The organism is Nocardioides sp. Z50_6 (genome assembly GCF_058215755.1).
Genome location: NZ_JBZAJB010000002.1, coordinates 90,286 through 114,406 on the forward strand (window position 1 = coordinate 90,286; position 24,121 = coordinate 114,406).

Here is a 24,121-nt window from a genome sequence, read left to right on the forward strand (position 1 = left end):
GGTGTCGACGGGCGACCGGCGGGCCGGTGCCGTCAGCTCATCTCGAGGGTCAGGTCGTCGCGCCGCCGGACGCCGGAGAGGTCGACCTTCTCCAGCAGGTCGGCGATGGGACCGCTGTCGAGCAGCACCGCGTCGGGCTCGAGGTCGTGCCACGGCTTGAGCACGAAGCCGCGCTCGTGGGCCCGGGGGTGCGGCAGCCGGAGCAGCTCGTCGTCGGCCCGCCGGTCGCCGACCTGGATCAGGTCGACGTCGAGGGTGCGCGGCGCGTTGCGGATGTCGCTGCGCTCGCGGTCGAAGGCGATCTCGATGGCCAGGGCCCGCTCCATCAGCCGGTGGGCCGGGAGCGTGGTGTCGAGCAGCACCACGGCGTTGAGGTAGGGCTTGGAGCCCTCGGGGGCGTCGACCGGGTCGGTCTCGTAGACGCCGGAGACACTGGTGAGCCAGACGTCCGGGGTGTCGGCCAGCGCGTCCACCGCACCCTGCAACGCCGCCATCCGCTCGCCCAGGTTGGATCCGAGGGCCACCACCACCCGGCGGATGGGGTGCATCTCGCCGGTCAACGCGTCCGTGTCGACGATGTGCGGGTTGGGCGTCTCGGTCACTGGTGGTTCCCCTTGCTTCTGGTGATGGTCAGCGTCACGTCCCGAAACGTGGCGTCGATGGGGGCGTCGGGCTTGTGCAACCGCACCCGCGCCCATTCAACACGGTCCTGCTCCAGGGCCACGTCAGCGAGGCGCTGTGCGAGGCGCTCGATCAGGTCCACGGGGTCGTTCTCCACCGCGTGCTTGACGCGCGCCACGAGGCTCCCGTAGTCGACGGTGTCCTGCAAGTCGTCGGTCCGCGCCGCGGTCGAGGTGTCCAGGCCCAGCGTCAGGTCGACCACGAACCTCTGCCCCTCACGGCGCTCGAAGTCGAAGACGCCGTGGTGCCCCCAGCACTCCAGGCCCGAGATGGTCAGCTCGTCGCTCATCAGGCTCCCCCTCCCAGTCGCTGCCAGACCGCCAAGGCGTCGAGGGTCGCACGGACCTCGTGGACGCGCAGACCCCAGACCCCCCGCTGGGCCAGGAGCAGCGACAGGGCCGCCCCGGCGTGCTCGCGCTCCGCGACGGGCCGCGGGATGCCCTCGGCGTCGGCCAGCAGGGTGCCCAGGAAGCGCTTGCGGGAGGCGCCGACCAGCAGCGGCAGCCCGAGCCCGGCGATCTCGTCGAGGCCGCGCAGCAGCTCCCAGTTCTGCTCGGAGGTCTTGGCGAAGCCGAGCCCCGGGTCGAGGACGAGCCGCTCGTCGGGCAGGCCGGCGGCCCGGGTGGCCTCGAGCCGGGCGGCGAGCTCGTCGCGCACGCCGGCCACCACGCCGTCCTGGTAGCGGGCGAAGGAGTCCATGTGGGTGGCGTGGGCGCGCCAGTGCATCGCCACGTAGGTGGCCTCGGAGTCGGCGACCACCGCGAGCATCCGCGGGTCGGCCAGCCCGCCGCTGACGTCGTTGACGATCCGGGCGCCCGCCGCGATCGCGGCGGCGGCGACCTCGGCGCGCATGGTGTCGACCGAGACCACCGCGCCGTCCGCGGCGAGGTCGGCGATCACCGGGACCACCCGGTCCAGCTCCTCGGCGACCAGCGGCCGGGTGGCCCCGGGCCGGGTCGACTCCCCCCCGATGTCGAGCAGGTCCGCCCCCTGGGCGCGCAGCTCGCGGCCGCGGGCGACCGCTGAGTCCCGGTCGGCCCAGCGGCCGCCGTCGGAGAAGGAGTCCGGGGTGACGTTGACGATGCCCATCACCAGCGGGCGGCCGTCGGGCTCCGGGCGGGTCACCGGGTGCCGGAGCGGATCAGGGCCATCGCCTCACTGCGGGTGGCCGCGTTGTGCATGATGCCGCGGACCGCGGAGGTGATGGTGCGGGCGCCGGCCTTGCGCACCCCGCGCATGGTCATGCACAGGTGCTCGGCCTCGATCACCACGATCACCCCCCGCGCCTCGAGGATCTCGGTCATCGCGTCGGCGATCTGGGTGGTGAGGCGCTCCTGGACCTGCGGGCGCTTGGCGTAGACGTCGACCAGCCGGGCCAGCTTGGACAGGCCGGTGATCTTCCCGGTCTCGGCCGGGATGTAGCCCACGTGGGCCACCCCGGTGAAGGGCACCAGGTGGTGCTCGCACATCGACCACAGCTCGATGTCGCGGACCAGCACCATCTCGTCGTGGCCCAGGTCGAAGGTGGTGGTCAGGACGTCGCTGGGCTGCTGGCGCAGGCCGCAGGTGAGCTCGGCGTAGGCGCGGGCGACGCGGGCCGGCGTCTCGCGCAGGCCCTCGCGGTCGACGTCCTCGCCCATCGCGGCGAGCAGCTCGCGCACCGCCGCCTCCGCGCGGGCGTGGTCGAACTCGGGCACGGAGCGCGGGTCGCGCGCCGCCAGACCGATCGGGTCGGTCACGCGCCCGTCCCGGGGCTCGGCGGGGTGGGGGTCTGGCCGGTGGGCGGCATCGCGCCGTGCACGTCGCCGCCGCTGCCGGGCGGGGTGAGGATGACGTTGGCCTCCGACTCCTCCTCGGCGACGGTGCCGTTGGCCTTGGCGCGGTCGCGGATCGCCTGCGGGATCTCGACCGGCGGGATGTCCGACGGCGTGCGGTCGGGGCTGCCGGTCCACGCGGGACGGCGGGGCCGCAGCCGCAGCGCCTCGAAGATCCGGGCGATCTGGGCCTTGTCCAGGGTCTCCTTGTCCATCAGCTCCAGGACCAGCGCGTCGAGGACGTCGCGGTTCTCCACGAGGATGTCGAAGGCCTCCTGGTGGGCGGTGGCCAGCAGGTTCTTGGTCTCCTCGTCGACCGCCGCGGCGACCTCCTCGGAGTAGTTGCGCTGGTGGCCCATGTCGCGGCCCAGGAACGGCTCGCCCTGGGTCTCGCCGAGCTTGATCGCGCCGAGCCGCTCGGTCATGCCGTACTGGGTGACCATCGCGCGGGCCAGGTTGGTGGCCTTCTCGATGTCGTTGCCGGCGCCGGTGGTCGGGTCGTGGAAGACCATCTCCTCGGCCGCGCGCCCGCCGAGCATGTAGGCCAGCTTGTCGAGCATCTCGCTGCGGGTGGTGGAGTACTTGTCCTCGTCGGGCAGCACCATCGTGTAGCCCAGGGCGCGGCCGCGCGGCAGGATCGTCACCTTGTGCACCGGGTCGGTGCCGGGCAGCGCCGCGGCCACCAGGGCGTGACCGCCCTCGTGGTAGGCGGTGATGAGCTTCTCCTTCTCGCTCATCAGGCGGGTCCGGCGCTGCGGGCCCGCGATCACCCGGTCGATGGCCTCGTCGAGGTTCTCGTCGGTGATCAGCTTCTGGTTGGAGCGGGCGGTCAGCAGCGCGGCCTCGTTGAGCACGTTGGCCAGGTCGGCACCGGTGAAGCCGGGGGTACGGCGGGCCACGCTGAGCAGGTCGATGTCGTCGGCCATCGGCTTGCCGCGCGAGTGCACCTTGAGGATCTGGTGACGGCCGTGCAGGTCCGGGGCGTCGACCTGGATCTGGCGGTCGAAGCGGCCCGGGCGCAGCAGCGCCGGGTCGAGCACGTCGGGGCGGTTGGTCGCGGCGATCAGGATGACGCCGCCGCGGACGTCGAAGCCGTCCATCTCGACCAGCAGCTGGTTGAGGGTCTGCTCGCGCTCGTCGTGACCGCCGCCCATGCCGGCGCCGCGGTGGCGGCCGACGGCGTCGATCTCGTCGATGAAGACGATGGCCGGCGCGTTCTCCTTGGCCTGCTCGAACAGGTCGCGGACCCGGGAGGCGCCGACGCCGACGAACATCTCGACGAAGTCGGAGCCCGAGATCGAGTAGAACGGGACGCCCGCCTCGCCGGCCACCGCGCGGGCCAGCAGGGTCTTGCCGGTGCCGGGCGGGCCGTAGAGCAGCACGCCCTTGGGGATCTTGGCGCCGACCGCCTGGAACTTCGCCGGCTCCTGGAGGAACTCCTTGATCTCACCGAGCTCCTCGATGGCCTCCTCGCAGCCGGCGACGTCGGTGAACGTCGTCTTCGGCATGTCCTTGGTGATCAGCTTGGCCTTGGACTTGGCGAACTGCATGACCCCGCGGCCGCCGCCGCCCTGGGCCTGGTTCATCAGGAAGACGAAGAGGAGGACGATCAGCACGAAGGGCAGCAGCGTCAGCAGGATCGAGCCGAAGACGCTGGGCTTGGGCACCTCGGTGGTGTACTCGGAGATGGTGCCGTCGTCGACGCCCTTGGCCACCGCCTTCTCGATCTCGGCCTGGGTGCCGTTGAGCCAGAAGGCCACGACCTTGTCCGAGCCCTCGCGGGCACCCTTGTCGAGGGTGGCGCGCATCTCCTGGTCGCCGTCGACGAAGGTCATCTCGTCGACCTTGCCGTCGGCGATGTAGGCGTTCATCTCCGACGTGGTGATCTCGTCGTACCCGTCGTTGGGCGCGAAGAGCTGGATGGCCAGCAGGACACCGAGGGCGGCGATGACCATCCACAGCCAGGGACCCTTGAAAATGCGCTTCACAGGCTTCTTTCGCGATCAGGACGACGGACGGGTTCGAAGGAAGACGTTACCCGCCGAGCCCCAGCCGCCCCCAGGGACGGCTCAGGAGTAGACGTGCGGGGCGAGGGTGCCGATGTCGCGCAGGTTGCGATACCGCTCGCGGTAGTCGAGGCCGTAGCCCACGACGAACTCGTTGGGGATGTCCCACCCGACGTACTTCGGCTCCACCGGCATCGACATCGCCTCCGGCTTGCGGAGCAGCGTCGCGATCTCGATCGAGGCGGGGTTGCGGGTGCTCAGGCTGTTGACCAGCCAGCTCAGGGTGAGGCCGGTGTCGATGATCTCGTCGACGATCAGCACGTCGCGGCCGCTGATGTCGGTGTCGAGGTCCTTGAGGATCCGCACGACCCCGCTCGACTTGGTGCCGGCGCCGTAGGAGCTGATGGCCATCCAGTCCATCTCCACGTGCACCGGGAGGGCGCGGGCCAGGTCGGCCATCACCATCACCGCGCCGCGCAGCACGCCGACCATCAGGATCTCGCGGCCCTCGTAGTCGGCCGCGATCTGCTCCGCCATCTCGGCGAGCCGGGCCTGGATCGCCTCCTCGGTGAAGAGCACGTTGACCAGGTCGTTCTCCACATCGGTGGTCTCCATGCCGAGAACCCTAACCCGCGCCGTCCCCGGTGCCGCGGGTCCGCTCGAAGTACACCCGGTCGCCCTGCGACGGGTCGCGGCGGCGCACGGCGCGCACGTGGCCGGGCAGCTCGACCCCGCGCTGCCCGCGCCAGCGCGTCACCAGCTCCTCCAGGGCGAGCACGTGGGCGTGCGCGAGCTCGCCGCCGAGGGCGCCCGCACCCAGGGCGGCCAGCCGCAGCACCCGGCGGCGCACGGCGGAGGGCTGCGACGCGAGCGCCCGGACCGAGAGGCCACCCGCAGCGCCCCCCCCAGGGGGCGACGCCTCGGCGAGGGCGGCCTCGGCCAGGTCGTCGAGGCCCTCCAGGTCGACGCGCAGCGACTCGGCGGTCCGGGCCAGCGTCTCCGCGACCCCCGGGCCCAGCTCGCGCTCCAGCACCGGGAGCACGTCGTGGCGGACCCGGGAGCGCAGGAACCGCGGGTCGGCGTTGTGGGGGTCGGTCCAGAAGTCGAGGCCCTGGGCCACGCAGGCCCGCTCGGTCTGCGCCCGCCTCAGGTCGAGCAGCGGCCGGGCGTAGGTCGTCCCGTCCCGCTCCAGGACGCCCCGCATGCCGGCGATCGACCGGCCCCCGCTCCCCCGGGTCAGGCCCAGCAGCACGGTCTCGGCCTGGTCGTCCAGGGTGTGGCCCAGGAGCACGACTGCGGCACCGGTGCGCGAGGCCACCTCGCCGAGCACCGCGTAGCGCGCCTCCCGGGCCGCCGCCTCCGGGCCCCGGCCGAGCGCGCTCACCCGGACCCGGGCGCTGAAGGTCTCGGCGACACCGAGGGCCTCCATCTGGGCCACCACCCGGGCCGCCTGCTCCTCCGACCCCGGCTGCAGGCCGTGGTCGACGGTCACCCCCACCACCCGCACCGGGCGGCTGCCCGGTCGCTCGCGGGCCTCGAAGACACAGGCGGCGAGCAGGGCCAGCGAGTCCGCACCGCCGCTGCAGGCGACGAGGACGGTGGGCGCGTCGTCCGGCAGCGCGGCGAGGGTGCGCCGGACCGCCACCCGGGTGGCCGCCACCGCGGGGTCGGGACCCACCACGACCGGCCGCCTCAGCCGTGCACCCGGGCCACCCAGGCGCCGGGTTCGTGGATCTCCGCCTTGGACGGCAGGTTGCCCGGCTCGTCCCAGACCGCGTTGAAGCCGTCCATCCCGACCAGGTCCACCACCGTGCGCACGAAGACGGCGCCGTCGCGGTACTGCGCCATCTTGGCGTCGAGCCCCATCAGCCGGCGCAGCAGCCGGTCCAGGGTGCCCACGCCGCCGCGCCGCTGGTCGAAGCGGCGGCGGATCGCGGCGACCGACGCGATGACCTCGGGGCCGACGCCGTCCATCACCACGTCGGCGTGCCCCTCGAGCAGGGACATCACCCCGGTCACCTGGTCGATCAGCCGGCGCTGCTCGGGGGAGCCGACCAGCTCCAGCAGGCTCCTGCCCTCCTTGGCGCCGCGGACCACCTCGGAGACCCGGGCCAGGAGGTCGTCGGCCATCTCGTCGGGCCGCACGGAGCCCACGAGCTGGTCCATCAGGGAGAAGAGGTGCTCGCGCATCCACGGGACCGCGGTGAACTGCACCCGGTGGGTCTCCTCGTGCAGGCAGACCCACAGGCGGAAGTCGTGGGGGTCGGCCTCGATCTCGCGCTCCACGTGGACGACGTTGGGGGCCACCAGCAGCAACCGGCCGGCGGGCTCGTGGAACGGGTCGAACTGGCCGAGCACCTTGCCGCCGAGGAAGCCGAGCAGCCCCCCGACCTCGGCCGCGGTCACCCGGGAGCCGACGGCCTGGGCGATCCCCCGCGGAGCGCCCTTGCGGGCGGCGAGACGGTCGGCGAGGGGGTCGATGATCCGGGCGAAGCTGTCGGCGTTGGCCTGCACCCAGCCGGCCCGGTCGACGACGAGCACCGGGGCCTCACCCCAGGCGGCCTCCAGCCCGGTGAACTCCGAGACCAGGCCGGTGGAGCGCTCGGCCCCGGCACGCAGCTCGGCGACGGCGTCGGCCGCCTCGGCCGCGCTCACCTCCGGGCCGGCGCCGGCGGCACGTGCGCCGATGCGTGCCGCGAGCTCCCAGTCGACCATGCCCTGTGACGTCATGGGCCGACCCTAGCCGCCGCCCCCCGACGGGGCAGGGGCCTCGGGAGGCCCGCAGGAGCAGGCGGCCAGCGAGGCGGCCACGGCGTCCAGCGCCTCGCGGGCGTCCAGGCTCCGGTCGGCCGGCACCCGGTCGGCGGCCAGCACGAAGGCCATGGCGTTGCCCTGCAGGTCGACCACCAGGCCGGCCAGCGAGTGCACCCCGGTGAGGGTGCCGGTCTTGGCGCGGACCCGGCCGGGCCCCTGCGGCGCGCCCTCGCCGAAGCGGAGCGCCAGCGACCCGCTGAAGCCGGCCACCGGGAGCCCCTCGACCACGGCACGCAGCCGGGGGTGCTGGGGCGAGGCGGCCAGCCGCACCACCTCCAGCAGGGTGCGCGCCGAGATCCGGTTGGCCCGGGAGAGGCCGGAGCCGTCGTGGATCCGGTCACCGGAGACGTCGAGGCCCAGGTCGGCCAGGGCCTGCGTCGTCCCGGCGGCACCGGCCTCGAAGCTGCCGACCCCCGAGGTGACCAGCCCGACGTGGTGGGCGAGCACCTCCGCGGTCTCGTTGTCGCTGACCTCGATCATCCGGGCCACCAGCTGGTCCAGCGGGGCCGACTCGACCGCGGCCAGCTCGGCGGCTCCCGGCGGGGCGACGGCGGGCCGGGGCTCGCCGACCACCCGCACCCCGGCGGCGCGCAGCGCGTCGGCGAACCTCTCGGCGGCCACCCGGGCCGGGTCGGCCACCCGGCCCCACCCCGAGTCGTCACGGCCGGAGTCGACCCACAGGGGGACGATCGGCGAGACGATGCCGTCGCGGACGTAGTCGGGGCGCCAGTGGGCACTCTCCTGCCCTCCGGTGAAGAGGCTGGTGTCGTAGCGGACCCGCACCTTGGGCGCACCCGCACCCGCGTCCGGCTCGGCCCTGGCCTGCCGGCCGGCCACGAGCTCCTCGGCGACCAGCCCGGCGAGGGTGACGACGTCGGCCCGTGCGGGTCCGGCCGACCCCTCGGACGCGGCGGCCGGGTCCGGTTCCGCGGCGAGCAGCGGGTCGCCACCCCCGACGAGCACCACCTGGCCGTCCTTGGCGCCCTCGACGACCCGGGTCCGGAAGCGGGTCTCGGGAGGCATCACCTCGAGCGCGGCCACGCCGGTGAGCAGCTTGGTCGTCGAGGCCGGCAGCACCCGACCTCGCCCCCGGGTCAGCACCGGCTCACCCCCCGCCAGGTCGGCGACCGCGGCCACCACGTGGTCGCCCAGGGCGTCGTCGCGCAGCCCGTCGCCGATCGCCGCGCGCACCGCGGCCGGGTCGAGCGGCGCCGGCGTCGCCGGCTCGGCCACCGGCAGCGGGTCCGCCGGGGCGGGCAGGGCCAGCGCCGTCCGGGCCTCCGGACCCCGCTCCGGCTCACTCCCCCAGCCCAGGTGGGTCGCTCCCCAGCCCTGCTGCCAGGCCGCGGCGGCGCCGCCCAGGAGGACCAGGACCAGCAGGGTCGGCAGCCAGTGGGCGACCTTGCCGGGGCCTCGCGGACGCGTCGGCGACGTGTGGCCTGCGTCACGTCGCGTCACGGCTACCTCCTCCCGAGTGTGTGTGCGCGCCCATTGTGCGCGACAATCACCCCCGTCACGTCCCGGGGACTCCCCTGGCGGTTGTCACCGCCGGCAGGTGAAGCTGGTCGCCGTGGCCCACAACCGCTGACGTAGAGATGACGAGGTGAAATCCGTGCTGGAGTTCGACGTGCTGGTCGAGATCCCCAAGGGCGAGCGCAACAAGTACGAGGTCGACCACCACTCCGGGCGGCTCCGTCTGGACCGGATGCTCTTCACCTCGACCGCCTACCCGGCCGACTACGGCTACATCGAGAACACCCTGGGCCAGGACGGCGACCCGCTGGACGCGCTCGTGATCCTCGGCGCCCCGACCTTCCCGGGCTGCCTGATCGCCTGCCGGGCGATCGGCATGTTCCGGATGACCGACGAGGCCGGCGGCGACGACAAGGTGCTGTGCGTGCCCACGCACGACCCGCGCATGGAGCACCTGCAGGACATCGGCGACGTGTCGAAGTTCGACCGGCTCGAGATCCAGCACTTCTTCGAGGTCTACAAGGACCTGGAGCCCGGCAAGTCGGTCGAGGGCGCCGAGTGGGTCGGCAAGGACGAGGCGATCGCCGAGGTGCACGCCTCCTTCGAGCGCTTCAAGACCGAGGGCCACGGCGACGACGTGGCCAACCTCGCCGACGACAGCCTGGGCGAGAAGAACTCCTGACACCGGCCCCCTCCGGGCCCTGAGCCGGGTGCGCAGCACGGGATCTCCCGCGCGGCGCACCCGGTTCTGTCATCTCCGGGAGAGCGCCGCCTCGACCTCGAGCGCCCGCAGCTTCTCCGGGTTGCGCACCAGGTAGAGCGCGGTCACCCGCCCGCCCTCGACCAGCATGGTGGCGATCCCGTCGGGCACCCCGTCGAGGACGAACCGCATCGCCGGCGCGCCGTTGAGCCAGATCGGCTCCAGCACCGCCGACTCCGGCCGGACGCCGGTGAGGAAGCGCAGCACCTTCTCCACCCCCACGATCGGGCGCAGCGCGGCGTGCACCTGCCCGCCGCCGTCGGTGGTGAGCACCACGTCCGGGGAGAGGACGTCGAGCAGCTGCTGGAGGTCACCGGTCTCGGTGGCGACCCGGAACCGCTCGATCACCTCCCGCGCCTCCTCGGGGTCGACCCGGGCCCGCGGCCGGCGCGCGGCCACGTGCTCGCGCGCCCGGTGGGCGAGCTGGCGCACGGCCGCGGAGCTGCGCCCCAGAGCCCGGGCGATCTCGTCGTGCGGCAGGTCGAAGACCTCGCGCAGCACGAAGACCGCCCGCTCGGCCGGGGGCAGGGTCTCCAGCACCAGCAGCATCGCGGTCGAGACGCCCTCGGCCAGCACCACGTCGTCGGCTACGTCGGGGGCGGTGAGCAGCGGCTCCGGCAGCCAGGGTCCGACGTACTCCTCGCGACGCCGTGACACCGCGCGCAGCCGGTTGAGCGCCTGCCGGGCGGTGGTGCGCACCAGGTAGGCCCGCGGGTCGCGGACCTGCTCGTGGTCGACCTCGGCCCAGCGCAGCCACGTCTCCTGCAGCACGTCCTCGGCGTCGACGGCGGAGCCCAGCATCTCGTAGGCCACGGTGAAGAGCAGGCTGCGGTGCCGGACGAAGTCGTCGGTGGCGCCTGCCACGCTCCCCTGCCCTGCGCTCCCCCGTCCGGTGTCGCTCACGCGGTCGAGGGTACGGCGAGCGGCAGCTCGCAGACGTCGGAATAGCCCTGGCTCGCCAGTCCCATCGCGGAGTTGAACCGGGAGCGCTGGTTCTCCACCGCGACCATCATCGTCAGCTCCACGACCGCCGCGTGCCCCAGCGCCCGGCCCAGACCGGCGACCATCTCGTCGGTCACGGTCGGCGGGGTGACCGTCATCGCCTCGGCGTAGGCCATCACGTCGCGCTCGAGCGAGGAGAAGACCTCGGACTCCCGCCAGCGCGGCACCTCGCGGACCTTCGCCAGGTCGAGACCGTCCTCGCGGGCCATGAAGTAGCCGAAGTCGAGGCACCAGGAGCAGCCGATGCTGCCCGCGGAGGCCATCACCGCATAGGTCTTGAGGTGGGCGTCGAGCGCCGACCACGACGCGACCTTGCGCTCGAAACCGAAGATCGTCCTCGTCACCGCCCGGTTGTGCCAGAGCACGTAGGCGCTGTCGGGCACCTTGCCCCACATCCGCCGAGCGATACGGGTCATCACCGCGCCGTAGGCGCCGTCGGGTCGGGCCTGCGGGATCCGGAAGCTGCTGGACATCTCTCCTCCATCTGCTGAGCACCCTGCCGGTGCCGGGCTGTCGACATGGAGACACCGCCCACGGTCGATCTGTGACAGGTCGACGGCTATCTGCGTCGGGCATAGCGGATATCGCCGTTGGGGAGGCGCTTGGTCAGGTAGCGGTCGTCGTGGATGCGGTGATGGTGGTGCGAACAGAGCAGGAGTCCGTTGTCGAGGTCCGTGGGGCCCCACCGGATCCAGGGAGTGAGGTGGTGGGCCTCGCACCAGGTGGCGGGGATGGTGCACCCCTCGGCTCGGCAGTGCCGGTCGCGCAGGGCGAGGGCCTTGCGTTGGCCCGGGGAGAAGAGTCGGGCGGTGCGGGCGAGGTCGAGGGGCTCGGACCGGGTGCCGAGGACGGCGGGGACCAGGTCGGCGGTGCAGGCGAGCCGGCGCACCTGACCGGCACTGATCGCCTGCCCGTCGGCCAGGGTGCCCGCACCCAGGCCCTCGAGAAGGTCCGGGAGCTGCATCGTGATGACGAGCTGGGTGGCGTTCCCGCCGTGGATCGGCAGCCGGCCGGGGTCGAGCCCCTCGAGCAGGGAGCAGAAGGCCTGGCCGAGCCGCAGGTCGTAGGGCAGCCGCTCCCCGGTGCCGTCGCTCGCTCCTCCACGCGGGTTGGTGAACGCCTCCAAGGTGGTGACCAGCCGGGCCGCGACGTGGTCCGGGACGCGGGCCTTGACCAGCGTGGTCCCGTCGCCGAGGCTCTGGGTGGACAGGGTCGTGACGCGTCGGGCGTGGCGATCCTCGTCGGCCAGTTTCTTGCCCTCAGCATCCTCGTCGAGGTGCGGGGCGATGACGTGGAGGATCTTCGCGCCGATCCGGGCCAGGTCACGCGGCCCGAAGGTCGCGGCCTCCCGTAGCAGGTGCTCCTGGGCCAGGGACAGCACCTCGGCCCGACGATCGGGCGTGAGGGCCGGACTGATCCGGGGGTCGGCGGCGAGGTCGCCGAGCACGCGGTCGAGGTCGTCCAGCGCCCGGGCGATCACCTGTCCCTGGTCGGTGTTGACCGCACCCGTCTCCAGGGCGGCGCCGAGGTCGTGCCACCGCTCGTCGCAGGCCCGGGCGAGGCGTAGGAGCCGACGGTGGTGGTGCCGGTCGCGGCGGGTCCGGTGAAGGAGCCAGGACGCGACGTCGCGGTGACCTTCAGCGGCCGCGACGTCCTCGGAGGCCGCGACGACCCGGGTCTGGAGTGCGGTCACCCTGGACACCAACCGGTCCAGGACCACCAGCGCCTCGCGCTTCGCGGCGACGCTCATGAAGACCGGATCCAGGACGGCCACCTCGCTGAGCGCCGCCTCGATCACCGCCGCGCAGCCCAGGACGGGGTGCGTCTCCTCGGGGGTCACCGGCCGGCTCATACCCACAACCTACGGAAGACCACCGACAGTTCTGGACTGTATTCGATAGCATGTGCGATAACTAGCCGGCCACTTTCCCGGCTTACTGGGGTGGTGGACTCATGGGCTGATGCAACGAGCGTCTTGTTGAGTGCCTGTCCTGGAGTGTGCCTGCGTAGCGCGCCTGGGGGACCGGGCCCCCGGCGCTGAGAAGCTCCTGGCCAGCTCACGGCAGATCGTCGACTTGTGCACCCCCACGATCGAGGCGATCTGCCCCTGCGACAACCCGATCCGATACGACCTCTCGATCGTCCGTCGCTGCTCGACCGTCAACCGTGCTCCTGGCATGGACCGCAACCGCTACTGGATCGATAGGAGTTGCAACAACCCCTTGAGTCCACCCTGGGTGTGTCCCTCACCCGGATCTGCGAAATGATGGCGGATGGCAGGGGCGGTCAGTCCAGTCGGCGCAGGAAGAGCTCCGTCGCCTCGGCCACGGCGTACTGGATCTCCGCCGACCGCACCGCGTCCCGGGTGCTCATCGAGTGGTCCGCCCCCGGGATCTCCAGGACGTCGTGACCGCTGCGCACCAGCTCGGCCGCCACGTCGGCGTCCCAGGCCTCGTCGGCCAGCCCTCCGACCAGCAGCTGTCGCCCGGTGTTGGAGGCGATCGCCTCCGCCACCTCCGGCCGCGTCAGCAGCGGGGTGAGCCAGAGGGCGTCGAGGCCGCGCTCCGCGGCGTACGACGCGGCGAAGGTGCCGAGCGACTTGCCGACCACGAGCACCCGGCCGTCCCCCGCTCCGGCCACTCCTTCCTCGGCCAGCCCTTCCTCGACCAGCGCCTCCTCGACGTGCCGCCGCACCCAGGCCTCGGGCGCGTCGTTGTCGGCCGGGGTCATCGCCGTGGTGTCCCACCAGACCTGCCGCACGGTGAAGCCGTGCTGCAGCAGCGCACGGCGGGCGAACTCCAGCAGCGGCGCGCTGGGGGCGTAGGCGCGCCCCGGCAGGACCAGCGCCAGCCCCCGGCTCGGGCCCTCCGGCTCCCACCGGACGGGCAGCCCGCCGAAGGTCATCGGTCGACCCCCACGGCCTCGTCGGCCAGCAGCTCCTCGGAGCGCAGCAGGACGCGCGGGATGCCGAAGGCGTCGACCAGGTCGACCGCGATCGGACGGATCTTGCGGCACAGGCTGGTGACCTCGCGGGTGATCGCCTTGCTCCGGGCGATGGAGAGCCGGCCGTGCTCCATGAACCAGGCCCGGTCGGCCTCGATGCGGGAGAGGGCGTAGAGGTCGCAGAGCAGGTTGAGCGCGACCTTGTTGTCACCCTCGGGCAGCTCGGCGGCCTTGGTCACGAACGCCTCGAGGACCAGCCGCTCCACGTGGGCGCGGGCGGTGGCGATCACGTGGTCCTGGACGCGGGAGAAGACCTCGCCGGGGTTGCCGCCCCCGTCGACCCCCGCCTTGAGGCGCCGGGCCACCCCGCCGAGCATGTGCTCCTCGCGGAAGCGGAGCATCGCCAGCTGGTAGTTGGGGTCGAGCAGGCCGGCCTCCTGGTCCCACTCGTCACCGCCGGGCAGCACGTCCTTGATCCGCTCGAGCAGCTTGTGGACCGCGCTCTTCTCCAGCACCGTCTCGACGGCGAGGCCGGTGACGAAGCGGACCATCCCGAACTGGTCCATCTCCTCGAACTCGCCGGCGTAGTCGGTGAGCAGGCCCTTGGCGACCAGCTGGAGCAGGACGTGGTTGTCGCCCTCGAAGGTGGTGAAGACGTCGGTGTCGGCCTTGAGGGCGTGGAACCGGTTGGTCGACAGGTAGCCCGCACCGCCGCAGGCCTCGCGGCACTCCTGGATGGTGCGGGTGGCGTGCCAGGTGCCGTAGGCCTTGGTGCCCGCGGCCCGCGACTCCAGCAGCCGCCGGGTCTCCGGGTCGTCGGTGATGCCGGAGAAGACGTCGTGGAGCTGGCCGGCGACCACCTCCTGGGCGAAGTGCATGGCGTAGTTCTCCGCGAGCAGCGGCAGCAGCCGGCGCTGGTGCATGCCGTAGTCGAGGAGGAGCTGCTCGCTGTCGGGGTCGGCGGCCTCGAACTGGCGCCGCTTGTCGGCGTACTTCACGGCGATGGCCAGCGCCACCTTGGCCGCGTTGATCGCCGCACCGCCGACCGAGACGCGACCCTGCACGAGGGTGCCCAGCATGGTGAAGAAGCGCCGGCCGGGGCTCTCGATCGGGCTGCTGTAGACGCCGTCCTCGCTGACCTCGGCGAACTTGTTGAGCAGGTTGGCGCGGGGTACCCGGACGCCGTCGAACCAGAAGCGTCCGTTGTCGACGCCGTTGAGCCCCATCTTGGCGCCGCAGTCCTCGATCCGGACGCCGGGAGCGGGCTCGCCGTCGACCCGGACGGGGACGACGAAGGCGTGCACGCCGTGCCGCTCGCCGGCCACCTCGAGCTGGGCGAAGACCACGGCCAGCTCGGCGTGCCGGGCGGCGTTGCCGATGTAGTCCTTGCGGGAGGCCTCGTCGGGGGTGGTGATCACGAACTCGGCCGTCTCGGGGTCGTAGACCGCGACGGTGCCCAGCGCCTGCACGTTGGAGCCGTGCCCGGTCTCGGTCATCGCGAAGGAGCCCATCAGCCGCCCGCTGATGATGTCGGCCATCCAGCGCTCGTGGTGCTCCTGCGTGCCGAGCTGGAGGATCGCCCCGCCGAAGAGGCCGAACTGCACGCCGACCTTGACCAGCACCGAGAGGTCGCCGAGCGCGAGGGTCTCGAAGGCGGCGATGGAGGCCCCGACGTCGCCGCCTCCGCCGTACTCCTGCGGCAGTCCCATCCCGGTCTGCCCCGTGGCCGCGAGCTCGAGGACGACGTCCTTGACCCGCTCGCGGAACGCTTCGCTGTCCAGCTCCTCGGCCTCGGCGAGCAGGCCGGCGTGGTCGACCAGGTTGTCGCGGACGAGCTGGCGCACCTCGCCGTACCTACCGTCCAGCAGGCGGGTCAGCGCCTCGACGTCGACGACCGGCTGGCGGTATCCCTTGTCCTGGACGGATTCCTCGGCGGCAGCGGCCTGGGCGGGGGAGAGGCTCTGGGCTGTCATGTCCCCGACGGTACCCGCGAGTAGGCAGAGGGATTCGTGGGGCGGGAGTGGTCTGTACCGCCACGGCACCGGGTGGCGCACTGCGCCCGCACCGGAGACGGTCGGTAGCCTCAGCCCCGTGACTCCCCCCCGTCCCGAGCCCGAGGAGACCCCGTTCGGTCGGCTGGGCTACAACTTCTCGATCGTCGGGGCCCAGAAGTCCGGCACCTCCACCCTGTCGGGCACGATCAGCCAGCACCCCCTGGTCTGCCGCCCCCCGCGCAAGGAGGCGCACTTCTTCAACGACGAGGAGTACGACTGGGCGCACCCCGACTACGAGCGTGACTACACCGCGCCGAAGCGGGCCCGGATCCACCGGATGGTGGGCGACTCGACCCCCGTCTACCTGATGTGGCCCCAGGCGCTGGAGCGGATGGCGGCCTACAAGCCGGACATGCCGCTGATCGCGATCTTCCGCGACCCGCTGGAGCGGCTCTTCTCGCACTGGACGATGCTGCGCACCCGGCACCCCGACTGGCCCGACTGGCCGGGCTTCCTCACCGAGTTCCGGCCCACCACCTTCCCCACCAGCCTGCCCGAGGGGGTGCGGCCGATGCGCTACAAGCACCTCTCGGGGATCGCCCGCGGCTTCTACGGCGCCCAGCTCGCCCACGGCTTCGAGGTCTTCGACCGGGACCAGTGGCTGCTGCTGGAGTTCCGGCAGATGCTGGCCGACTACGACACGGTCCTCGACCGGGTCACCGACCACCTGGGACTGCCCCGCTTCGAGCAGCGGCCGCCGCTGCGCAACCGGTACGCCGGGGCCGAGCTGGTGCCCGGGACGGCGCCGACCGCCGAGGACCTCGACGGCCTGGCCCGGCTCTATGCCGACGACCTCGCGCTCTTCGCCCGGCTCACCGGGATCGACACCTCGCACTGGCCCACGGCGCGGATCCTGGCCGGCGATCTCGACCCCGGCGAGCTGGCGGCGCGCTTCGCCACCCGCGTCGCCCCGGCCTGACCGCCCGCCCGGGGCCGCACCGCGCTAGGGGCGCTCGGCCCTAGGCACCCGCGACGCTAGGGGCGCGCGTAGAAGTTGGGCGTGCGCCAGTAGTACATCGACTCCCTGACCACGGGCCGGCCGGTGCGCGGCGCGTGCACGATCATCCCGTCGCCGACGTAGAGCGCCACGTGGTAGATCGAGGACGGGCTCGACGACGAGCCCCAGAAGACCAGGTCGCCCGGCGCCAGCTGGGCGGGCCGGACCGGCGTGGACGCGGCGTACTGACCCGCGGAGTAGTGGGGCAGCGCCACTCCCCCGGCCGCCCAGGCCATCGCGGTCAGGCCGGAGCAGTCCCAGGCGTCGGGGCCGGCAGCACCCCAGCGGTAGGGGTCGCCGAGCTGGGCGGTGGCGAAGGCGATCGCGGCCGGGGCGCCCGAGGCGGGGGCCGGGGTGGGCGGCGCAGCGGGCGTCGGGGGCGGCGTCGGGGTCGGCGTCGGCGTCGGGGTCGGCGTCGGGGTCGGGGTCGGGGTGGCTGTCGGAGTCGGTGTGGCGGTCCGGGTGGGCTCCGGCGTGGACGCCGGGGTGGGCGCGGGCCTGCGGGTCGGGGTGGGCGCCGGCGTGGGCGTGCGGGTCGGGGTGGGCGTCGGCGCGGACGTCGGGGTGGGCGCCGGCGTCGGGGTGGCGCGCTGCTTCTCCGCCTCCCGCTCGGCGCGGCGCGCCTGCGCCGCCTCCTCGCGGCGTCGCTGCTCCTCGGCCCGGGCGGCGGCCTCGGCCGCGCGCTGCTCCAGCCGGGTCTGACGCCGCTCGGCGAGCCGCACGCTGATGCCCTGGAGGGTGGCGAGCTCGGCCACCAGCTCGGCCTTGCGCGCCGCGATCTGCTGCGCCTCGGCGGCGGCCACGGCGGCGGCGGACTCCGCCGACTCCCGGCTCAGCCGCGCCTCCTCGGCGAGCTCGGCGGCGCGCCGCTCGGCGTCCTCGGCGCCCGTGACCGCGACCTCGGCCAAGGTCGCGGACGCCCGGAAGCGGTCGTAGGAGCCCTCCATCGCCTCGACGGCGTTGGCGGTGGTGACCGAGCGCTCCACGTAGTCGGTGATCCCGTCGGCCTCCACCATGGCGGCCAGCCCCGCCACCTGCGGGACCGTCTCGTAGGAGCGGACCAGGGTCGCGCCGTACGCCTCCTGCTGCCGGGCCAGGTCGTCGGTCGCGGCGGCGGCGGCGACCCGGGCGGCTTCGGCAGCGGCCTCGGCCTGGGTCAGCTCCCAGGCGGTGCGGTTGGCGGTCTCCGCGGCCTGGGCCGCCCGGATCGCCGACTCGTCGAGCGCGTGGCCGGCCAGCGCCAGCTCGGCCCGGACCGCGGCGACGCCGCGGGCGGCCGTGTCGGTGGCCCGCTCGGCGGCCGCCACCTCGTCGGCGGACGGCACGGGCTCGTCGGTCGCCCCGGCGGGAGTCGCCGCCAGGAGCAGCACCAGCAGGGCACCGGTCAGGGGCACCTGTCGCCGCGCACGGGTGCGGTGGTGCCGTCGCCTGCGCACGGTGTTCCCCTCGCCTAGGTCGGCGGGGCCTGCGTGGGCCCGCCCGGACCTGCCTGGAGCTCAGCCGCTCGGCGGGTCACCGAGTCGGCTGCGCCTCGGGCGGCTTCCCCACCGCCCGAGACACATCAGGCACGGTAGTGCGCTTTCGTCACATTGGAAACACAAATCTCAAGTTTTCTTCGCCACACCGGCGTGTCGCCTTGACGAACTACACTGGTGTAATTCGCTCCGCGACCTCGTCCGGCAGGTCCACCGTCTCCCGCGACGACGTCGAGGACGAGTTGAGGAGCAGGCCCCTCTTGGTGAACTTCTGCCCCGCGGCCAGGCCCCCGGCGTAGAAGGAGACCAGCGCGATCGCGACCCCGGCGATGTCGTCGGCCACGTAGTGCCAGCCGAAGTAGAGGGTGGCCACGACGGTCACCGCGAAGTTGACCCAGAAGACGATCTTGAGGGTGCGGCTGCGCATCGTGTACTGGATCATCAGCGCGACCAGCAGGGTGACGCCGGTGTGCAGGCTGGCGAACCCAGCCACCGACTGCACCGCACCCTCGATCCCGTCGTGGATCACCCCCTTGCGCACGTAGAAGAGCGACTCCATCAACGCACTGGTGCCGGTGTCGGGGAGGTCGGCGTAGAGCCAGGGGTAGCGGAAGCCGGGGCCGAGGGTGGGCAGCGCGTAGTAGGAGGCCGTCCCCAGCGTCCAGATCAGCACCTGGGAGTTGGCGAACCAGTAGCCGAAGGTGATGTTGCGCGACCAGACCAGGAAGACCGCGACGCCGATCGGCACCAGCGGCAGGAACCAGAGGTAGATGGTGGAGAGGAAGAACGCACTGAAGCTGGTGCCGAAGACCGTGTGCAGCACCTCGGCCGGCTCGGTGCCGCCGAACATCGCCCGGTCGAGCACGTGGAGCTCGCGGTCGTACTTCGTGTCGCCCATGATGAACGGCAGGAACGACTTGAGGTTCCGGTAGCTGACGTAGGTGAGGTAGAAGCAGACGATGCCGAGCACCACGAGGGTGAGGCGCTCCCGGTTCCAGTGGGTGTGCCACCGCTTCTTCATCGCCTCCCAGCCGGCGCGAGGGTGTCCCATGCCCTCCCAGAAGTAGCGGGGAAGCATGTCGACCAGCAGCGCCGCCCCGACCAGCAGCGGCAGGCGGACGGCGGCCGGGCCCAGGAACCCCTCGGGGTCCACGAGCGGTCGGTCCAAGGAGATCGAGGCCACCAGGGCCAGGAGCCCCATGGTGGCCGCGACTCCGATGAGGAGGACGTGGGCGCGGCGGTACACCCCCGCATCCTAGAGAGTTCCGGGCAGCTGCGCCCGGACGGGCACCGGCGCGAGCCGGCTCGCGTCGACACCGAGGCGCACCCGGTCCCCGACCGCGACGCCCAGGTCGCGGGGGGCCACCGCGTGCAGCGCCCCCAGGCCCGGCACCTCGACCTGGAGCCGGAGCAGCTCCGGGGTCGCCGCGGCCAGCGTCACGGTCCCCTCCAGCCGGCCGTCGGCCGCCACCCGCAGCGCCGAGCGGCGCAGTGCGAGCCCCCCGCCGCGGGGCAGGCCGGCCGCGTCGGCCAGCCGGTGCGCCGCGGCGCCGGTGAGCACCGTGGCGTAGCCCAGGAAGACCGCGGTCTCGGGGGTGGCGGGTGCCGACCACACCGCGCCGATGGGCCCCTCCTGCACGACCCGGCCGCGGAACATCACCGCCAAGCGGTCGGCGACCGTGAACGCCTCCTCGTGGTCGTGGGTGACCATCACCGCCGTGGTCCGCGCAGCCGTGAGGATCGCGCGGAGGTCCTGGGCCAGCGACTCGCGCAGCGCGGCGTCCAGGGCGGAGAGCGGCTCGTCGAGGAGCAGCAGCCGCGGCCGCACGGCCAGGGCCCGGGCCAGCGCCACCCGCTGCCGCTCGCCACCCGAGAGCGTCGCCGGCATCCGCGCGCCGTAGCCCTCCAGCCCCACCAGCGCCAGGAGCTCAGCCACCCGGCGGGCGACCTCGGCCCGGGGACGCCGCGCCAGGCGCAGCGCGTAGCCGACGTTGCGCGCCACGTCGAGGTGGGCGAAGAGCTGGCCGTCCTGGAACATCAGCGCGAAGCCGCGCCGGTGGGTGGGGCGCCCGCCCAGGTCCTCGCCGCCGAAGCGGACCGTGCCGGCGGTGACCGGCTCCAGGCCGGCGACCGCGCGCAGCAGCGTCGACTTGCCGCAGCCCGAGGGGCCGAGCACGGCGAGCACCTCGCCCGGTGGGAGCTCCAGGTCGACGTCGACCACGGCGGGCACGCCGTCGTAGCGCACCTCGACGCCCTCGAGCTGCAGCCCCTGCTGGTCGCCGGCCATGTCAGAAGGCTCCCACGCTCGGCACCCGCAGCCGCTCCACGGCCAGCATCACCAGCGCGGTGGTGGCCGCCAGCACCACGGAGGCGGCCAGGGCCATCCCGTAGTTCATCTGCCCGGGGTGGCCGATCAGCCGGAAGATCACCACCGGCACCGTCGGGCGGTCGTCGCGGGCCAGGAACGAGGTAGCCCCGAACTCGCCCAGCGACGCCGCGAAGGCGAACCCGGTGGCCGCCAGCAGCGGCTTCCACACCACCGGAAGGTCGACGGTGACCCAGGTGCGCACCGGTCCGGCACCCATCGAGGCGGCCGCCTGCCGCAGCCGGTCGTCGACACCGGCGAGCACCGGGACCAGCGTGCGCAGCACCAGGGGCAGGGCCACCAGCGCCTGGGCGATCGGCACCAGCAGCGCCGAGTCGCGCAGGTCGACCGGCGGCCGGTCGAGGGTGATGAGGAAGCCGAAGCCCAGGGTGACCGCGGAGACCCCCAACGGCAGCATGAAGAGGGCGTCCATCCCCGACCTCAGCCGGCGCTCGGTGCGGGTCTGGGAGCGCCGGGTGACCAGCACCGCCAGCAGCAGCCCGAGGAGCAGCGCCATCCAGGTGGCGTCCACCGCGATCCGCAGCGAGTTGACCAGCGCCTCGGTCACCGGGACCAGCAGCGCCCCGTCGTCGCCACGCCCACCCAGGGCGCGGTAGTTGCCCAGGCTCCAGGCGCCGCCGACCCGCAGCGAGCCCAGCACCAGGGTGACCAGCGGGGCGGCGACGAAGGCCAGCAGCAGACCGGTCATCGCCAGCGCCCAGACGTCGTGGCGACCCGGGCGCCGGGCGCGGGCGGTACGCCGGGCGACCGCGGCCGTGGTCGCGCGGAGCCGGCCGGTCACCAGGAGCAACCCGGCCACCACCGCCAGCTGGACGAGCGAGAGGGCGGCCGCCGCCCGCAGGTCGAAGAGGGTGGTGGTCAGGAGGTAGATCTCGGTCTCCACGGTGGCGTAGCGGACCCCGCCGAGGGTGAGCACGATGCCGAACGCGGTCGCGCAGAAGAGGAAGACCACCGACGCCGAGGAGACGATGGCCGGCCGCAGGGCGGGCAGGGTGACCGTGCGCAGCACCTGCCACGGGGGGGCACCGAGGGCCGCAGCGGCCTCGGCCGGGCGCGGGTCGAGGGACTCCCACGCCGCCCCCACCCCGCGCACCACGACGGCGGAGTTGAAGAAGGCCAGGCCCAGCACGATCGCCACCGGCGTGCCGTCGAGCCCGAGGAAGCCGAGCGGGCCGGACTCCCCGAGCAGCTCCCGGAAGGCGACGCCGACCACCACGGTGGGGAGCACGAACGGCACCAGCAGCGCGGCGCGGACCACCCGGCGCCCCGGCAGGGCGAGCCGGCTCAGCGCGTAGGCGGCCGGCAGCCCGAGCACCAGCGAGAGCAGCGTCCCGGCCAGTGCCGAGCCCACGGTGAAGGAGAGCACCCGCAGCACCCGGGGCCGGCGGAGCACCTCGAGCACCCCGCCGGGGTCGAAGGCGCCGTCGACCCAGAACCCGCGGGCCACCATTCCGGTCACCGGCAGCACGAAGAAGACGCCGAGCACCAGCAGCGGTCCGGCGGAGAGGGCGGCCAGCGCCAGCAGCCGACGGGTCACGACCCGGTCACCGGGTGGTGAGCTCGGTCCACTCCTGGAGCCACCGCTCGCGGTTGGCCGCGATCTCCTCGGGCGCCACGGTGAACGGCTCGTCGGGCTGGACGGCGTGGGCGGCCCAGGCCTCGGGCAGCTCCACGGAGGCGTCGACCGGGAAGACGTACATCGACTCCGGCAGCGCCTCCTGCACCGACCGGCCGACCAGGAACTCCACCAGCACCTCGGCCCCCTCGGGGTTGGACGCGCCCGCCAGCACCCCGGCGTACTCGACCTGGCGGAAACAGGTGTCGAGCAGCGCGCTGGTGGTGGAGCGGTTCTTCCCCTCGGGGACGGTGAACGCCGGGGAGGAGTCGTAGGAGAGCACGATCGGGCGGGTGCCGTCCTCGCCGCCCTGGGTGAAGTCGGTGTAGTAGGCGTCGCTCCAGCCGTCGACGATCTTGACGCCGTTGTCGACCAGCGACTGCCAGTAGACGGGCCACTCGTCGCCGTAGGCCGCCACGGTGGCGAGCAGGAAGGACATCCCGACCGAGGAGGTCGAGGCGGCCGGCACCACCATCAGGTCCTGGTACGCCGGCTCGGCGAGGTCCGCCAGCGTCCGCGGCGGCTTCACGTCCCGCTCGGCGAACCAGGTGTCGTCGACGTTGACACAGACGTGGCCCACGTCGACCGGGGTGAGCCGGTCGGCCCCCTCGGGCAGCGCGAACTCCTCGGCGCCGGCCGGCAGCGGGGCCTCGAAGGGGGCGAAGACACCCTCGGCGAGCACGCGGGAGGCGAAGGTGTTGTCGATGCCGAAGGCGGCGTCCCCGAGCGGGTTCTCCTTGGTCAGCCCGAGCTTGGCGCTCAGGGAGCCGGCGTCGCCGGAGGCCCGGACGATCAGGTCGAGGTCGTGCCGCTCGCTGAACTCCTCGATCAGCTCCTCGGGCAGCTGGAAGGACTCGTGGGTGACCAGGATGACCCGGTCACGCTCGTCCGCGCCGGCGGTGTCGTCGTTGTCGTCGCCGAGGGCGCTGCAGCCGGCCGTGACCGCGCTCAGCACCGCCACGGACGCGAGGAGGGCATGGGTCTTCACTTCTCTGACTCCCTTCGCCGGTGCTAACCGGTGCAGGTTCGGAGGGTCTGCGGCTCTCTCCGCACTCTCAGCACATGGATGTCGTCGACGCGTCGCGACACCGGGTGCTCCCCTGTCTGGTCCGGCGATACTACCGGTAGCCGAAGCGGCGCAGCACCGGCCAGGACAGGGCGGTCACCAGGCGCCTGTCGCGCGCCGTCATCTCGCTGCGCCACTCCTCGTCGGCCCGCAGCTCGGTGCGGCCGGTCCGGAAGCGCATCGGGTTTCCCGCCACCGAGTGGCAGGGCCCCAGCTCGACCTCGTGCGGCCCGAGCAGCGGGAGGGCGGGGCTGCCCGGCAGCCCGAGGGCCTGCCAGCTCGCGGCCACCGCCCCGGCCGGGTCGGCGACCAGGTCCTCGTAGCGCAGCCGGGCCAGCGGGGCGCCCCGCCAGGGGAGGGCCTGCACGGTCAGGTTGCCCGAGACCCACAAGGCGGTGCTCCGGGCCGGGGAGAAGCGGGGCATCGGCTCGCCGCCCGCCTCCGGGCGGGCCACGGTCTTGGCCCAGGAGTACGCCACCCCGCGCGGGTCGCGGAGCACGTGCAGCACCCGCAGGTCCAGGTCGGGCAGGTGGCTGAGGGTCACGGCGGTGGGGATCTCCTTGCTGGAGTCCACCAGGACCCGGGCGCCCCCCGCCACCTCGCGCGCGGCAGCGTAGACGGCGCGGTAGTGCCCGGCGTAGTCGAGCACCGCGCGGCGGGTGGCCGGCGACGGGTGGCGGCGCAGCGTGCTCGGCAGCCGGCGCTGCCGGTCGACCTGCTCCTTGAGGTGGGCCACCCGGTCGACGTCGACCCGCCCCCAGCCGCCGAAGGCCCGCTCCCCGACCGCGGTCCAGAACGGGCAGGCCGAGAACGCCGCGCCGCAGGCGCACAGCTCGTCGCGGCGCACACCGCGCTCCCAGAGGTGGACCACCTCACCGAGCAGGGTCACCCCGTCGAGCTCTCCCAGCAGCCGCTCCAGCAGCGTCGAGCCGCTGCGGCCCCAGCCGGCGAGGTAGAGCACCAGCGGGTCCGGCACGGCTGCCGCGGGACCCTCGGACGGCGTGCTGGACGGCTCGGTCATGGTGGCCTGAGCCT

23 protein-coding genes and 1 riboswitch are annotated in these 24,121 nt (G+C 73.4%); of the genes, 2 read left to right on the plus strand and 21 right to left on the minus strand.

The features are described 5' to 3' along the window. Positions 1-32 precede the first annotated feature (32 nt). The 9 genes from folK to dacB form a co-directional block, all read right to left on the minus strand. A complete protein-coding gene (gene folK, locus AC4BGE_RS05145; RefSeq protein ID WP_490570413.1) occupies positions 33-602 on the minus strand; it encodes a 2-amino-4-hydroxy-6-hydroxymethyldihydropteridine diphosphokinase in 570 nt (189 codons plus the stop codon). Further along, entirely contained in the window at positions 599-970 is a 372-nt protein-coding gene (folB, locus tag AC4BGE_RS05150) for a dihydroneopterin aldolase (protein ID WP_490570414.1), read from the minus strand. The genes folK and folB overlap by 4 nt, the downstream gene beginning before the upstream one ends. After that, on the minus strand, positions 970-1,770 hold the full coding sequence (gene folP, locus AC4BGE_RS05155; protein WP_490570657.1) for a dihydropteroate synthase: 801 nt from the start codon (positions 1,768-1,770) through the stop codon (positions 970-972). The genes folB and folP overlap by 1 nt, the downstream gene beginning before the upstream one ends. Before the next feature lie 32 nt (positions 1,771-1,802). After that, positions 1,803-2,321: a GTP cyclohydrolase I FolE gene (gene folE, locus AC4BGE_RS05160; protein ID WP_490570658.1), complete on the minus strand. Its 519-nt coding sequence runs from the start codon at positions 2,319-2,321 to the stop codon at positions 1,803-1,805. Between the two features lie 95 nt (positions 2,322-2,416). Then, entirely contained in the window at positions 2,417-4,483 is a 2,067-nt protein-coding gene (ftsH, locus tag AC4BGE_RS05165) for an ATP-dependent zinc metalloprotease FtsH (RefSeq protein WP_490574569.1), read from the minus strand. A gap of 81 nt (positions 4,484-4,564) precedes the next feature. Next, complete coding sequence (hpt, locus tag AC4BGE_RS05170; protein WP_490570416.1) at positions 4,565-5,116, minus strand: hypoxanthine phosphoribosyltransferase; 552 nt, start codon at positions 5,114-5,116, stop codon at positions 4,565-4,567. A 10-nt stretch (positions 5,117-5,126) separates the two neighbouring features. Then, entirely contained in the window at positions 5,127-6,182 is a 1,056-nt protein-coding gene (tilS, locus tag AC4BGE_RS05175; RefSeq protein WP_490574570.1) for a tRNA lysidine(34) synthetase TilS, read from the minus strand. Between the two features lie 11 nt (positions 6,183-6,193). Then, positions 6,194-7,231, minus strand: a complete 1,038-nt coding sequence (locus AC4BGE_RS05180; protein WP_490574571.1) for a zinc-dependent metalloprotease — start codon at positions 7,229-7,231, stop codon at positions 6,194-6,196. 9 nt (positions 7,232-7,240) lie between these two features. Next, positions 7,241-8,773 carry a D-alanyl-D-alanine carboxypeptidase/D-alanyl-D-alanine endopeptidase gene (dacB, locus tag AC4BGE_RS05185; RefSeq protein ID WP_490574572.1) on the minus strand — a complete coding sequence of 511 codons (1,533 nt, stop codon included), beginning with the start codon at positions 8,771-8,773 and terminating at the stop codon, positions 7,241-7,243. Between the two features lie 157 nt (positions 8,774-8,930). Here dacB and AC4BGE_RS05190 point away from each other — a divergent pair, with 157 nt between their 5' ends. Next, positions 8,931-9,470 (plus strand): inorganic diphosphatase, encoded by a 540-nt coding sequence (locus AC4BGE_RS05190; protein WP_490570659.1) that lies wholly within the window; start codon positions 8,931-8,933, stop codon positions 9,468-9,470. Between the two features lie 69 nt (positions 9,471-9,539). Here the strand turns inward: AC4BGE_RS05190 and AC4BGE_RS05195 are convergent, their stop codons facing one another. From AC4BGE_RS05195 to AC4BGE_RS05220, 6 genes are all read right to left on the minus strand, one after another. Further along, positions 9,540-10,451 (minus strand): RNA polymerase sigma-70 factor, encoded by a 912-nt coding sequence (locus AC4BGE_RS05195; protein WP_490574573.1) that lies wholly within the window; start codon positions 10,449-10,451, stop codon positions 9,540-9,542. Continuing rightward, the gene (locus AC4BGE_RS05200; RefSeq protein WP_490574574.1) at positions 10,448-11,023 is read right to left on the minus strand and encodes a carboxymuconolactone decarboxylase family protein; all 576 of its coding nucleotides are present in this window, start codon (positions 11,021-11,023) and stop codon (positions 10,448-10,450) included. The genes AC4BGE_RS05195 and AC4BGE_RS05200 overlap by 4 nt, the downstream gene beginning before the upstream one ends. 86 nt (positions 11,024-11,109) lie before the next feature. After that, positions 11,110-12,402, minus strand: a complete 1,293-nt coding sequence (locus AC4BGE_RS05205; protein ID WP_490574575.1) for an HNH endonuclease signature motif containing protein — start codon at positions 12,400-12,402, stop codon at positions 11,110-11,112. A 99-nt stretch (positions 12,403-12,501) separates the two neighbouring features. Continuing rightward, positions 12,502-12,729, minus strand: coding sequence for a helix-turn-helix domain-containing protein (locus AC4BGE_RS05210; protein WP_490574576.1), 228 nt, complete (start codon positions 12,727-12,729; stop codon positions 12,502-12,504). Between the two features lie 107 nt (positions 12,730-12,836). Further along, a complete protein-coding gene (locus tag AC4BGE_RS05215; protein ID WP_490574577.1) occupies positions 12,837-13,454 on the minus strand; it encodes a hypothetical protein in 618 nt (205 codons plus the stop codon). Next, positions 13,451-15,466, minus strand: coding sequence for an acyl-CoA dehydrogenase family protein (locus AC4BGE_RS05220; protein WP_490570424.1), 2,016 nt, complete (start codon positions 15,464-15,466; stop codon positions 13,451-13,453). The genes AC4BGE_RS05215 and AC4BGE_RS05220 overlap by 4 nt, the downstream gene beginning before the upstream one ends. 118 nt (positions 15,467-15,584) lie before the next feature. Here AC4BGE_RS05220 and AC4BGE_RS05225 point away from each other — a divergent pair, with 118 nt between their 5' ends. Then, positions 15,585-16,466: a sulfotransferase domain-containing protein gene (locus tag AC4BGE_RS05225; RefSeq protein WP_490574578.1), complete on the plus strand. Its 882-nt coding sequence runs from the start codon at positions 15,585-15,587 to the stop codon at positions 16,464-16,466. A gap of 56 nt (positions 16,467-16,522) precedes the next feature. Here the strand turns inward: AC4BGE_RS05225 and AC4BGE_RS05230 are convergent, their stop codons facing one another. The 6 genes from AC4BGE_RS05230 to AC4BGE_RS05255 form a co-directional block, all read right to left on the minus strand. Then, positions 16,523-17,980 (minus strand): C40 family peptidase, encoded by a 1,458-nt coding sequence (locus AC4BGE_RS05230; RefSeq protein WP_490574579.1) that lies wholly within the window; start codon positions 17,978-17,980, stop codon positions 16,523-16,525. A gap of 208 nt (positions 17,981-18,188) precedes the next feature. After that, positions 18,189-19,265 carry a phosphatase PAP2 family protein gene (locus tag AC4BGE_RS05235; protein ID WP_490570427.1) on the minus strand — a complete coding sequence of 359 codons (1,077 nt, stop codon included), beginning with the start codon at positions 19,263-19,265 and terminating at the stop codon, positions 18,189-18,191. Positions 19,266-19,274: 9 nt separating this feature from the next. After that, on the minus strand, positions 19,275-20,306 hold the full coding sequence (locus tag AC4BGE_RS05240) for an ABC transporter ATP-binding protein (protein WP_490574580.1): 1,032 nt from the start codon (positions 20,304-20,306) through the stop codon (positions 19,275-19,277). A 1-nt stretch (position 20,307) separates the two neighbouring features. Then, positions 20,308-21,942: an ABC transporter permease gene (locus AC4BGE_RS05245; protein ID WP_490574581.1), complete on the minus strand. Its 1,635-nt coding sequence runs from the start codon at positions 21,940-21,942 to the stop codon at positions 20,308-20,310. Positions 21,943-21,949: 7 nt separating this feature from the next. Continuing rightward, a complete protein-coding gene (locus AC4BGE_RS05250; RefSeq protein WP_490574582.1) occupies positions 21,950-23,008 on the minus strand; it encodes a thiamine ABC transporter substrate-binding protein in 1,059 nt (352 codons plus the stop codon). Beyond that, positions 23,001-23,132: riboswitch (TPP riboswitch) on the minus strand. Its footprint overlaps the gene before it by 8 nt. A 6-nt stretch (positions 23,133-23,138) precedes the next feature. Then, the gene (locus tag AC4BGE_RS05255; RefSeq protein WP_490574583.1) at positions 23,139-24,107 is read right to left on the minus strand and encodes a sulfotransferase; all 969 of its coding nucleotides are present in this window, start codon (positions 24,105-24,107) and stop codon (positions 23,139-23,141) included. Positions 24,108-24,121: the final 14 nt, after the last annotated feature.